The 12,163-nt window shown below is 51.0% G+C and carries 10 protein-coding genes; 5 read left to right on the forward strand and 5 right to left on the reverse strand.

Annotation, left to right across the window (positions count from 1 at the left end; all coding sequences use genetic code 11):
- Positions 1-35 precede the first annotated feature (35 nt).
- The gene (locus tag DESAC_RS10220) at positions 36-2,255 is read left to right on the forward strand and encodes an LPS-assembly protein LptD (protein WP_013706990.1); all 2,220 of its coding nucleotides are present in this window, start codon (positions 36-38) and stop codon (positions 2,253-2,255) included.
- 25 nt (positions 2,256-2,280) lie between these two features.
- Here the strand turns inward: DESAC_RS10220 and DESAC_RS10225 are convergent, their stop codons facing one another.
- From DESAC_RS10225 to DESAC_RS10240, 4 genes are all read right to left on the reverse strand, one after another.
- The gene (locus DESAC_RS10225; protein WP_013706991.1) at positions 2,281-2,808 is read right to left on the reverse strand and encodes a V4R domain-containing protein; all 528 of its coding nucleotides are present in this window, start codon (positions 2,806-2,808) and stop codon (positions 2,281-2,283) included.
- Between the two features lie 241 nt (positions 2,809-3,049).
- The gene (locus DESAC_RS10230; protein ID WP_013706992.1) at positions 3,050-3,973 is read right to left on the reverse strand and encodes a phosphoribosylaminoimidazolesuccinocarboxamide synthase; all 924 of its coding nucleotides are present in this window, start codon (positions 3,971-3,973) and stop codon (positions 3,050-3,052) included.
- A 67-nt stretch (positions 3,974-4,040) separates the two neighbouring features.
- Positions 4,041-5,756: a serine/threonine-protein kinase gene (locus DESAC_RS10235; RefSeq protein WP_013706993.1), complete on the reverse strand. Its 1,716-nt coding sequence runs from the start codon at positions 5,754-5,756 to the stop codon at positions 4,041-4,043.
- 426 nt (positions 5,757-6,182) lie between these two features.
- A complete protein-coding gene (locus DESAC_RS10240; protein ID WP_013706995.1) occupies positions 6,183-8,609 on the reverse strand; it encodes a tetratricopeptide repeat protein in 2,427 nt (808 codons plus the stop codon).
- A gap of 317 nt (positions 8,610-8,926) precedes the next feature.
- Here DESAC_RS10240 and DESAC_RS10245 point away from each other — a divergent pair, with 317 nt between their 5' ends.
- The 4 genes from DESAC_RS10245 (at position 8,927) to DESAC_RS10260 (ending at position 11,108) form a co-directional block, all read left to right on the forward strand.
- Entirely contained in the window at positions 8,927-9,622 is a 696-nt protein-coding gene (locus DESAC_RS10245) for a type 1 glutamine amidotransferase (RefSeq protein WP_013706996.1), read from the forward strand.
- A 62-nt stretch (positions 9,623-9,684) separates the two neighbouring features.
- A complete protein-coding gene (locus DESAC_RS10250) occupies positions 9,685-10,215 on the forward strand; it encodes a YeeE/YedE thiosulfate transporter family protein (protein ID WP_013706997.1) in 531 nt (176 codons plus the stop codon).
- Complete coding sequence (locus tag DESAC_RS10255) at positions 10,212-10,739, forward strand: DUF6691 family protein (RefSeq protein WP_013706998.1); 528 nt, start codon at positions 10,212-10,214, stop codon at positions 10,737-10,739. Before DESAC_RS10250 ends, DESAC_RS10255 begins: the two co-directional genes overlap by 4 nt.
- Positions 10,740-10,904: 165 nt before the next feature.
- A complete protein-coding gene (locus tag DESAC_RS10260; RefSeq protein WP_013706999.1) occupies positions 10,905-11,108 on the forward strand; it encodes a hypothetical protein in 204 nt (67 codons plus the stop codon).
- A gap of 92 nt (positions 11,109-11,200) precedes the next feature.
- Here the strand turns inward: DESAC_RS10260 and gpmA are convergent, their stop codons facing one another.
- Positions 11,201-11,953: a 2,3-diphosphoglycerate-dependent phosphoglycerate mutase gene (gene gpmA, locus DESAC_RS10265; protein WP_013707000.1), complete on the reverse strand. Its 753-nt coding sequence runs from the start codon at positions 11,951-11,953 to the stop codon at positions 11,201-11,203.
- Between the last annotated feature and the right edge of the window lie 210 nt (positions 11,954-12,163).

The following is a 12,163-nucleotide window of genomic DNA, read 5'->3' on the forward strand; positions in this document are numbered from 1 at the left end:
AAATTAAACTTACTGATTACCGTTAGGGAAACACTTTGAAACTGCGGCTTGTTATCTGGATGCCGGTGCTGCTCTGCTGCCTGATCTGGCCAGCCTGGGCAGAAGAAGTCGAAATATTCAAGGATCTTGCCTTTGAAGGAGGACCTTGGCTGCTCAAGGCCGACAAACTGGTCTACCATACCGTTGACCAGACCTATGAAGCTGTCGGAAGAGTAACTATTCGACAGGGAGACCGGCGGATAACAGCCGAATATATTAAGGTCCATGGACCGACGCGCATTGCCGAACTGGAAGGCAATGTAGTCATTGTCCTGGGCCAGGATATCTTGCGGGGCCGAACCGGGCGTTTCAATCTGGTTACCCGCTGTGGGGAGATCTCTGAGGCCAGACTCTTTCTACAACGCAACCATTTTCATGTCACCAGTGCCCTGATCCGCAAAACCGGTGATGACACCTTTCATGCCGAGAAGTGTGTGGTCACGACCTGTGATGCAGATCGGCCGATGTGGAGTTTTTATAGCCGTGAATTGAACGTAAAACTAGATGGTTATGCTATCGGTAAGGCCACTGCCCTGCGGCTGGGCCCTATACCGGTGGCATTCCTTCCGGCTGCGGTGCTGCCTGTGAAGACCTCCAGGCAGTCAGGTTTCCTCATGCCGATTTACAGTCAACACCGGGCGGCTGGCACGGTGGTGGAAATCCCCTTTTATTGGGCCATCAATAATTATATGGACGCCACCCTTTACCAGATGGTGGTGAACAAAAGAGGGTACCTGCAGGGTTTGGAATACCGCTATGCCTGGGACAAAGACTCTGGCGGGGCGGCGCGTTTCTCTTATATCCGGGACGGCAAAGAGGAGGCTCCGACACCGCACCGGTACTGGGGCGTCGCCATGTTAAACCAGAATCTGCCGCAAGGCTGGTCAGCCAAGGGTACCCTGGATATTCCTAGTGATGGACAGTATCTTTATGATTACAATTATGGCTACCTGGGTTTGGATCGGCTCTCCCGTTCTTGGGCGGAAGACTACGGCCGCAATCTGGAGCAATTTGAGGTTAAGACCAGGGTATCCGGCCTGGTGCTGACGCGCAATTTCTCCCAGGGCAGCGTCAATTTTTATGGCCAATATTATCGCCCGCTTTATTCGGATATTTCCCGTCCACTTGATAAAGCACCCTCTTTGAATGTGGGTACTCTCTTGCTCCCCCTCGGTTCCTGGCCTATCCATTTCCACCTTAACACGGCCTATACCCACTATTATCATGACTACGGCCTGAGCGGCCAGAGATTGGATTTCCACCCCCGGTTTTCCCTGAACAGCCGGTTATTCGGCACCTTTGACTTAGAGGCCGTTGCGGGTTGGCGGGGAACCGGTTACCGGGTCGATTCCAGGGACGCCGGTGATGATCTGAACAAATATGATGGCCGTTCATTATATGATGTCAAGACCGGCCTCAGCACCTCTCTCTTTAAAGATTGGGGTCGGAGTTCGGGCTCCGCGGGATTTGTCCGGCACGTCTTCCAACCCAGAGTAGTTTATTATAACTACCAGAATTTCAATGTGAATCGCATCCCTCAATTTGATCCTTTCGATTATGGTTGGCAGAATCAGGTAACTAAAAATTATCCGATTTTTGAAGGAGAGGAACCTATCGGGGGGATCAATGCAACTACGTATTCGCTGACGAATCATTTCCTCCGGCGGTCAACATCGAGTACCGGCCTGCCGCACATCACCGACCTTTTTTGGAGCCGATTGACTCAGAGTATATTTTTTAATTCGTCCAATTATGGTCTGGACGGCCAACCGCAGCCGCACCGCCGCATGTCCGATATCTTCCTGGAGACCATGGCCTTTCCCATCGAACAGATCGGCCTAGGTCTGGACACCGGCATATCACCTTATCATGAGGGATTGAGTCGGATGGATGTCAATCTTTTACTGCGGGATCGGGCTGATCGAAATCATCTTAATATATCTTATATCTACCTCAAGAACTACGCCAATCAGATCAATTCGAGCGTCTTTCTTGATCTCTTCCGATCGATCAAGGTTGGGTTTAGCAACCAGCATACATTTGTCAGCGGCAAAAAATTAGAAAATAAATATAGCCTTATCTTTCAGCGGCAATGCTGGGGGGTCAGCCTGAACTTCGCCGATCGCAGCACGGATAAATACGTCAGCTTCTCGATTATCATTCCCGGACTGATAGAAAAAAGTCATGCCCCGAGCCAGGGGCAACAGGTATTATAAAGCAGGCAACTCTAAATAAAAACGGTCAGTTTGCCTGAATCAGATTCACCTTGAACCGACAGACCCGATCCCCCTTGGCCCAGCAGTCGATCTCTTCCACCCGGAAGTCATTGCCGGTATAGGCTTTTAGAATGCCGCCTAGGAAGCCCTCATCATAGTCACACACCGTCTCATTGGTTACCGGCAGGCCGGAGCAGTCCAAATCTTCGGCTACGGTCAGCGTCATATCCCAGGTATCGATATCCAATTCTTCCACTCGCAGGATACCGATCTTATGTTCGACCAATTTCTCCTGCAGTTCGGTTAGAAATTTATCAAACTCTAGTTGGGTATTTAATAAATGCCGGCAGAATTCCTCCCCTGCCAAGCGCCCGGCGGCAACAAATATTCTTTTGGTTTCTGCCAGGCCGAACCGCGCGGTCAGAACTGTCCGCATGGTATAGAGCATCAAACGATAAACTAATACTGGCGCCATCATCCCCAGATTGGGGCGCCCGATTTCCAGATCACCTAAGGATTCCCAATGGAAAAAAAGATGATTGGCTCCTGGCACTGACTCTTTCCTCCATTATTTGAGATTATCAAATCGGATAGCTTGATCATCTGGAATGGATAAGCTGCCTGGGTAATATTTCATACTTCTCCATAAAAGGTCGAGCTTCGAAGTCGGGTGAAAGGCAGGCACACATTTCCCCCTGATCAATTTTTCCTGACCTAGAGGCAGGCCAACGACCGGCTGGCACCTGCTGCCGTTTTTCCACAATCCCTCTGATTCTGCAACGTTGGCGTAAAATCTAAGATATTCCTCTGCCGGTCAGCAGCCGCAGGGCCTCCAGATACCTTTGCCGGGTATTGGCAATAACCTCTGGCGGGAGAGGGGGTGGCGGTGGTTGTTTATTCCAGCCAAGACCGAGCAGGTAGTCCCGTAAGTACTGCTTGTCAAAACTTTTTTGAGAGCGGCCGGGGGTATAATCGGTTAAGGGCCAGAAACGGGATGAATCTGGCGTCAGAACTTCATCGATCAGGACCAGACGGTCGCCTATAAGCCCGAATTCAAACTTGGTATCGGCGATCAAGATCCCCTTTGCTTCCGCTTCGGTGTGGGCTCGGCGATAAATCGCCAGACTGAGATCTCGTACGCGTTGGGCCAGGGTCTCGCCGATGAGGTTGATGACTGCGGTAAAGGTGATATTTTCGTCATGGCGTCCTAACTCGGCCTTGGTGGAAGGAGTGAAGATCGGCTCTGGCAAACGTTCGGATTCCTTCAATCCGGACGGCAGCTTCTGTCCGCACACCGAATTATGCTCCTGATATTCCTGCCACCCGGAGCCGGCCAGATAGCCCCGCACGATACATTCAATGGGTAGCGGCCGGGCATGGTGCGCCAACATACTGCGTCCTTGCAGGATATCGGCATATGCCTGACATTCGTTCGGAAAATCCCTGATATCAATGGAGATCAGGTGGTTCGGCGTCAGATCTCGGCTACGTTCAAACCAGTAGGCCGATATCTGGTTAAGTATCTTTCCCTTATCAGGGATAGGATCGGCCATGACTACATCAAAGGCTGAAATCCGGTCGGTGGCCACCAGTAATAAACGGCCATCGCGTAAGGTATAAACGTCCCGCACTTTACCCCGTCGCAGCGGGCCTAGTGCAGTCAACCGAGTTTCTTTAACAATCACAAGCTTCTTCCTCACAAAAAGGTAGGGAGCCATATCCCGCAGCTCCCGGAGTGCTTCAGAGAGAACAACCCGCTCCTCCGGGCGTGTATTCCCGGCTTCTCTAGTGAGGCCGGGCCACCCCGGTTTTGGCTGCGGTTTTGGGCTTTGCGGCGGTCGCTCCCTGCTGACTTTGACCGGCGGCAGGGTTAACCCAGACCTGATAAAAAGTCTTTTTGCCTTTGACTACTTTTTTGACAATGGTCCGCTTGCCCTGTTTGCTTAATGTATTAGCGTATTTTGCAGCTTCTGCCGGTTTGTCATAGGTGGCGGCAAGTTTCATAGCGGTTTTGGGCGTTTTGACCGCCGGTTGGGCCTTAACCGGGCTTTTAGGTCTGGCCGGTGATTTAGTCGCCGTCTGGAGCGTTTTGGCTTTCGCGGCTGTAGATGCGACCGAAGGTTGGGGTTTGGTTTTTTCTACAACCGGCGCGTTCAAACTGCTACCGGGTGGAATCACCGGAGCGTGAACCGAGGCTGGCGGAGAGGTAGTACTAATCGTCGATTCGGGCTGTATTTCCTGCGGTGGTCCCGGGGAGCCAACCGGAGGAGAGGGTTTCAGCTCCAGGGGAGCCTGAATCGCCGGGGCACTATCCCGCCCCGATTCGGGCCTTTGAGCCAGTTCAACCCGAGGTTTGGGTAAAAACAATGAGCTAAGAGCGTATATTAACAGCAGCAAAGTTAGAAAACCGCCAACCCCGGCTGCCAACTGTTTGTGACGGTTGAGACGGAGCGGCTCAGGCCCCAGGTATTCCGTGAGCCGATGTTGTTGCTCCTGCAGCCAGGCCAACATTTGTTCCCAATAGCTGCGGCGGGGAATCGGTTCGGGAGCTTGCCAGTCAGAGTCAATCTCCACCACCGGCTCCGCAGCGCCGGATGGCGGCCTGGAGGCTGCCTTGGCCCCGCCAGTCACCGCAACTAAACCTTCTTCTTCCGGTCGCTTTTTACGGCTTGGGCCGGTGATAGCTAGACGCTCCCTCAGAATGGATAATTGGGATAAAAAATCTGTCGCTGCAGGGAAGCGTTTTCCGGGATCGGGATGCAGTCCCCGCAAGAAAAGCGGCTGTAAACTTTCGGGAATTTTCTCTAAATCCAATGGCTGTTGCGCCGCTTGATAAGGCATAATTTCATCGGTTAGCATAGGAAAGGGTAAAGCACCGGTTAACATCCGATACCCGATAACGCTTAAAGAAAAAATATTGCTAGCCGCCAATGGCTTACGCCCCTGCCAGACTTCAGGAGCGATATAAGCCTTGAGGTCCGGGTAAGCCTGAATCTCTGCCAGTTCGGTGGGAAAGGCAAGATTAATGATTTTTATCCCTTCGGTAGCCGAAACCAGTACCTGCTGTGGATTGAAATTTTGATGAATAACTCCCTGTTTATGGATATAAGCAACACCTTGGGCCAATACTTCAATAAAATAGAGGGAATCATTAATCGTCAGGGCCTCGCTCTGGCCCAATAGCTCCCATAAGGAATTGCCGGCAAAGGGTTCCTGAACCAGGAATACCCCCTCTTCAGTCTCATCTAAGTGATGTATCCCCAGAATCTGGGGATGATGTAGCTTCATTCCCGTCAGGGCTTCGCGGCGATAATATTCTAGTAAGCGATCGAATTCCGGCACTTCGTTGGACAGACATTTCAAGCCCACTTCCACGTCCAGTGCCTGATCCCTGGCCAACATTACTTTACCGTGAGCTTCCGAACGCATTACCCGGATAAGTTCATACCGGCGCCCGATCACCATACCGGGCACAAAACTGCCTTGGCCTTGTGTATCCATAGGTCTTCTCTATCTCGCCAGAACCGGCATCCTGCCGCTGGCCGCAAGAAAAGTTATCAGGATATTCCTTCGACAATTACCAGGGAAATAAGTCCCGAGTTCCGAGCTAATAGAAAATTCTACACAGGCTGGAAGCCCGTGCCACCGGCGGGTGATTTTTAAGAGTGACAATCACTCAAAAAGCTTTTAGGATAATAATGGAAATTGGTGATAAAATCAATCACCAAAACGCTACAGACCGCCAGGTTCAAAAATATCGTGCGGGCGGCGCCCACGGAAGCACGCCCCGCCAAGCACTGTGCTGCCAATTAATACTCTATATTTGACATCATATGAATATCAGGTGGAAGAAGTGCTCCCCTAAGAAAAAAAGCTCCCCAGATACCCTTGGGGAGCCCCTGACGCGATAAAAGAATAGCCTGGCCTTTATGGTTTTTGCGGTTCTTTGCCGGACTTGATTTCAAGCAACAGGGTCTCGGCAGCGGCTCGTTCAGGAAATTTCACCTTAATCTCGAGGAGCTTTTCCAGCGTGCCGATGGCCTTTTCCTTGTCCCCCAACTTGGCGAGGCAGTAAGCCAGATGATATTTGAGAGCGGGGTTATTTGGGGCAATTTCCGTTGCCTGTTCCAGATAAGTGACCGCCTGGGGAAAATCTCCCTGTTGGCACAAAATCCAGCCTTTGGTATCCAGGATATTGGGATCTTCCGGTGATTCTTCCAGAGCCTCGGAAACCAAGGTTAGGGCTTTCTGATAATTTTCCGGAGACTGCAGATGATTCGCCAATAAATAGGCCAGATTGTTCTTGGCCAAAATTGGAAACAGATTTCTTTCGATCATGCGATTATAAACTTCCGACGCTTTATTATAGTCCTTCAGCCGTTCATAGAACATTGCCTGTGCCAGGATATAAAACGGCGGGGCCTTGGGATCATTGGTCTTGGCCTCGAGTTCCATCTTCACTTTGTCCACATCCGGATTCTGTTGGTAGGCAATGACTAACAGTCTGAGGGCTGACAACTGCCGGGGATTGATGGTAAAAGCCTTTTCCAAAGCTTGCGCGGCCTCATCAGACTTCTTTTGTGCCAGAAAAATTTCCCCCAGCATCTGCAAAATCACGGGGTTGTTCGGACTACGGGCCAGACTCTGGCGCAACACTTCGACGGCCTGAACAGGTTTATCCTGTTCCAGATAAATGGCAGTCAGTAATTGCAATCCTTTAATAAAATTTGGATCTTGCTCCAATGCCTGTTTCAGGTGTTTAACAGCCTGATCAGTCTGCTTCTGCTTCAGCTCCATACGGGCCAGTTCGAAGTAGCCTATCGGATTTTTTGGATCTAGCGCTATCACCTTCTGGAAGGTGGCGCGCGCCTTGGCCAGATCTTCCTTGGCTAGATACACTTCCCCCAGCGCCAGCAGGTTGAACAGGTCTTTTTCATTGTATCGCAAATATCCCTGGATAGTTTGGATGGCACCGTCATAATCCTTGTTTCGCAGGTACAGGCCATAGAGAAACCGCCTGGCTTCCAGGTAATCTGCCTTCAATTCCAGGGCCTTTTTAGCCTGCTCCTTGGCCTGCTCCAACTCATTGTTCACCAGATGGGCCTGGGCTAATAACAGGCGAGCTTCCGGATTTTGGGGCTGATCTTGCGTGATGAGGCGGAAATTGTTTACTGCCGCCAATCCATCTTTCTTGGACAGGGCCAGCAGCCCCATGGTGCGAGTGGCAACCATGTCTTTGGGGTTTTCTTTCAATACTTCTGAAGCCAATTTTTCTGCCTCTGCCACCCGCCCCCGACTGGCGTGCACCATTGCCATCCGACCTTTGGCCTGCAACCCTGATGGCCCGGTGGGGTCACGATCGACTATCTCTTGCAGTGTCTTCAGCCCCCGGCCTTCTTGTCGGCGGCTGAGGTAAAAATCGGCCAGGGCAAATCGGGCTGCATTATTATCAGGATGTTTGGCGGCAAAATCCTTTAAAACCTGTTCACCTTCTTTAACTTTGCCTCTACCTACCAGGAATTTGGTCAGGGCTACGGCGTGTTTCTCGTTATCCGGTTCCAACCCTAACTGCTGATGCAACGCCTGCTCGGCCTTATCCAATTGTCCTGCCAAAATGTAGTGTCGGGCCAATTCCGACTGCAGGCTGGCTTTTTGGGGCTCTAATTTTACTGCTTCGAGAAAATACTTCTCGGCCTCGGGAAATTGTTTTTGCGCATCGGCCACCCGTCCCCGCGCCAGGAGGAGTTCCTCACTGTCGGGATTGGCCTTAATCCCTTCCTCCAATATGGCAACGGCGCGCTCCAGGTTCTTTCGGTTGGATTCCATCTGCGCCTGGATGAGATAGACCTCATATTTTTTCGGGTCTAATTGCTTGGCTTCCTGCAATTTTTCTATGGCAGCCTCCAGTTTTCCTTGTGCCGCCGCTAAAGAGGCCGCCAACAGCAAAACGTCTGAGTTCTTGGGCGCCAACTCCAGAGCTGTTTTCAACCGGGCTTCGGCCTCGTCTAACCTCTTACCTGACAGATAAATCCGGCCCAACAATATTTGGGCCTCCAGTAATTTTGGGTCCAGCTCCGCTGCTTGTGACAAGGCGCCAAAAGCTCCTCGATAATTTTGCAGTTTTATTTCGGTCTTGGCCACCCACAGGAAGGATTCAGCATATTTAGGGTCTATCTGCACAGCATTTTTAAACTGTAACCGGGCGCGTACATAATCGCCCTTGTCATACAATTCCTTGCCCTCTTTTAAAAACTTATCCCTCTTTTCCTCCATAGAGGCGCAGCCCAAAAAACTTCCGAAAATCATTACCGCGGCCAAAGCCAGCCAGAACACCCGCCATTGGTTTTCTCTCATCGCCCTATCCTCATAACCGTAAAGTTAAATCCGCTATTAGACAGACTGCATAATTTGCTGGTTACGTTTACTTCTTATATCAGGAAATTTTTCAAAACTCAATTCACAAACACACAGCAATCACTTTCGGCGAACAGGTTTTACAGGACATAATTATTATGGTAAGGTATGCGGGTCATGTTCTCGGCACTCGACCAGAGGTTCGAATAAGCCGGCTGCCAGAAGCCTATATGTCATTCTTGTGATTCGCGGATAATATATCGATTATGGCAATAGTAGTTATATCGGCAATCAATGCTTGAAAGGTAAAAATTAAGATGCGACTGCATTCCTTCGAACACGTCCCGTTTGAAGATCTGACCAATATTGGTGTATGGGCCAGGAATCGGGGGTATGTTGTATCCCATACCCGGTGGTACGAAAATGACAGTCCGCCACCGCTGTCGTCCGTTGATTGGCTGGTAGTGATGGGCGGCCCGATGAATATTTACGAGGAAGACCGCTATCCTTGGCTTGCCCGGGAAAAAACGTTTATCGCTGACGCCATTGCCGGCGGCAAACTCGTATTAGGGGTATGCCTGGGGGCGCAGCTCATTGCCGACGTTCTGGGCGGTCCTGTCTCACGCAACCAATTTAAGGAAATCGGTTGGTTTCCGGTCTCCCTGACCGCATCCGCAATCGATTCGCCGCTGCTTGTAGGCTTACCGCCGGAATTCATTGCTTTTCATTGGCATGGTGACACTTTTCAAACGCCTCCCGGCGCCGTGCCTATCGCTTCTAGCCGTGGTTGTGCCAACCAGGCTTTCATCTACCGGAATCGTGTTGCAGGCCTGCAATTCCACCTGGAATCCACCCCGGATAGTGTAAGCAGATTAATTCGGCACTGCGGCGGTGAATTGGTTGAGGCTCCTTTTATCCAGTCACCGGCGGAAATGTTGGCGCCGGTTGATTTTTTCCTGGAAATCGAAAGAATCATGACTAGATTATTGGACAATATGGCCCAAGAGGCCTAACAATAGTATGCAATAGCACTAGTTCAGCTAATTGAGTAACGAGTTTGCGAGGTTGAGCTGATATGGCTGTTAACCTGTTAAAACACGACGGCTGGAACCCTTATATGGCAGGCGCCCTTAGCGGACTGGCAGCAATTTTTTCAGTCTGGATCACCGGTAAATACTTCGGGGCCTCCACCACGTTCTCCAAGTCCGCTGGCATGCTGGAAAAAATCTTCTCCCCGGAGCGCGTCGCCAGTCTGGCTTATTTCCAGAAGGAAATTCCCCAGATTGATTGGCAATGGATGTTTGTATTTGGCATCTTTCTGGGATCTCTCATCGCCGCGACCACCGACGGCAGTTTTCATGGCCAGGCAGTACCGGATATGTGGTACCAGCGCTTCGGACCGCACCCGGTTAAGCGCGGGCTGGCAGCTTTCGGTGGCGGCATCGTGGCCATATTGGGGGCCCGCCTGGCCGGCGGCTGTCCCAGCGGCCATGGGCTGAGCGGTTCCATGCAGCTTGCCGTCAGTAGTTTTATTGTCCTCATCTGCTTCTTTCTAGGAGGTGTGCTCATGGCCCGCCTGTTATACGGCAGAGGAGAGACCTCATGATCAAACTCCTCTATGGCCTCATCACCGGCATAGTTTTCGGCTTTCTGCTCCAGAAAGCCAGGGTCTTGCGTTATGATAAGCAGATCGGCGCTCTCCGCCTTCAGGACATGACGATCATCAAGTTTATGCTTTCCAGCGTCCTGGTAGGCCTGGTGGGCATCTACGCCCTGCAGGACGCCGGACTGGCAAAGATTTCGGTCAAATCCACTCAATTGGGCGCCAACATCCTGGGCGGTCTTATTTTTGGCCTGGGCTGGGGTCTGATCGGCTACTGCCCGGGCACTGCCGTAGGCGCCGTTGCTGAAGGCCGTTGGGACGCCCTCTGGGGTATTGCCGGCATGCTTGTTGGGGCTGCCTTATTCGCCGAAATCTATCCTTTTTTGAAAACCACTGTTTACACCTGGGGAAATTATGGGAAACTTACTCTACCCCAGCTGCTCGGCCTCAACCATTGGCTGATTATTATTCTCTTTATCGCTGGCGGCCTAGCCCTTTTCCGCTTCTTTGCCAAAAAAGGCATCTAAACTCCGATGGATACTTATTAGGATTATAATATCAGTATGTTATTAAAATTATCCTTTCTCTCTAGTTTTTTTGTTGACGGCTTCGATAAAAAAGCTATCATCTGCTAGCAGTGAGATTTTGGATAATCACTAAACTTTATTCAGCCTCAGAGGAGGTAAGCAGCAGTGAAGAAGTTGGCATCATTTATTTTAGCGTTATTATTTACTTTTGGCGTTGTGGGCACTACTTTGGCCCAAGCAACTCCGCCCAGTGAGCAGCCTTCTGTTGCTGCCGAGGAAGCAGCCCCCAAAAAGGTGAAGAAAGCCAAGAAAGGCAAGAAAGCCAAGAAGGGTAAAAAAGCCAAGAAGGCTGCCGAAACTCCGCAATAAATTCAGTGTAAAGACATCCGAAGACAAAAAAAGGCCGGTCCCCGTTACCGGCCTTCTTAATTTGTCCGCCTTGCGCCTGTATCCTGCCGCCTTTACTTTTTCCCGCCTTTGAGTTGGTTGGCCACGGCCTGAATGGCTGCCTGCACCTTTTCTGGGTCGCCCAGGTAAAAAGTCCGGATGGGCTTAAGACCTTCATCTAATTCATAGACCAGAGGAATTCCCGTAGGGATATTCAGGGAGACAATCGCCTCATCTGAAATCTGGTCCAGATATTTCACTAGCGCCCTGAGGCTGTTTCCATGAGCTGCAATGAGCACCCGTTTGCCGGTCTTGATGGTAGGGGCAATGGTCTCATGCCAGTAAGGCAGGAATCGGGCCACGGTATCTTTCAAACACTCGGTCAAGGGGATCTCTTCCGATTTGAGAGACGCATACCGTGGGTCATTTCCCGGCCACCGGGGGTCATCCTGAGTCAGCGGCGGAGGCGGGGTGTCATAACTGCGGCGCCAGATCTGAGTCTGCTCCATGCCGAAGGTATTGACCGTCTCCACTTTATTGAGTCCCTGGAGAGCACCGTAATGCCGTTCGTTCAAACGCCAATTGTGGTAGACCGGGATCCACATCAGGTCCATCTCTTCCAAAACCAGCCACAGGGTCTTGATGGCCCGAGAAAGAACGGAAGTAAACGCCAGATCAAAGACGTAGCCTTCCTTTTTGAGATAACGGCCTGCCTCTATGGCTTCCTGAACGCCCTTTGGCGACAACCCGACATCCGTCCAGCCGGCGAACTTATTCTCCTTATTCCACACGCTCTCGCCATGGCGCAACAAAACGACTGTATACATGTCCCGTCTTCCTTTCGCATCAGATGGAAAATCCTGTCCTGTCTTAAAAAGTTTAGAGTTCACGGTTGAAAGTCAGATAAGAGGGCGACACTGCCCACCGCCAGATTCTGGCCCGACGATCCTTGAGTAATTGGATTGAGGTTAATTGTATCTTATCATGAAGCCAAATTAAAAGCCCTCTAGACAAAAGAAGTGGGCAAGAAAAGGAGG

Origin of the sequence: Desulfobacca acetoxidans DSM 11109 (assembly GCF_000195295.1) — a bacterium.
In the GTDB taxonomy this organism is placed as follows: Bacteria; Desulfobacterota; Desulfobaccia; order Desulfobaccales; family Desulfobaccaceae; genus Desulfobacca; species Desulfobacca acetoxidans.

What these genes read in the sequence shown, in the direction of transcription:
- DESAC_RS10240 (WP_013706995.1), bottom strand. Translation starts at nt 8,609, where the DNA reads ATGAGAGAAAACCAATGGCGGGTGTTCTGGCTGGCTTTGGCCGCGGTA.
- gpmA (WP_013707000.1), bottom strand. Translation starts at nt 11,953, where the DNA reads ATGTATACAGTCGTTTTGTTGCGCCATGGCGAGAGCGTGTGGAATAAG.
- DESAC_RS10235 (WP_013706993.1), bottom strand. Translation starts at nt 5,756, where the DNA reads ATGGATACACAAGGCCAAGGCAGTTTTGTGCCCGGTATGGTGATCGGG.
- DESAC_RS10230 (WP_013706992.1), bottom strand. Translation starts at nt 3,973, where the DNA reads ATGGCTCCCTACCTTTTTGTGAGGAAGAAGCTTGTGATTGTTAAAGAA.
- DESAC_RS10255 (WP_013706998.1), top strand. Translation starts at nt 10,212, where the DNA reads ATGATCAAACTCCTCTATGGCCTCATCACCGGCATAGTTTTCGGCTTT.
- DESAC_RS10250 (WP_013706997.1), top strand. Translation starts at nt 9,685, where the DNA reads ATGGCTGTTAACCTGTTAAAACACGACGGCTGGAACCCTTATATGGCA.
- DESAC_RS10245 (WP_013706996.1), top strand. Translation starts at nt 8,927, where the DNA reads ATGCGACTGCATTCCTTCGAACACGTCCCGTTTGAAGATCTGACCAAT.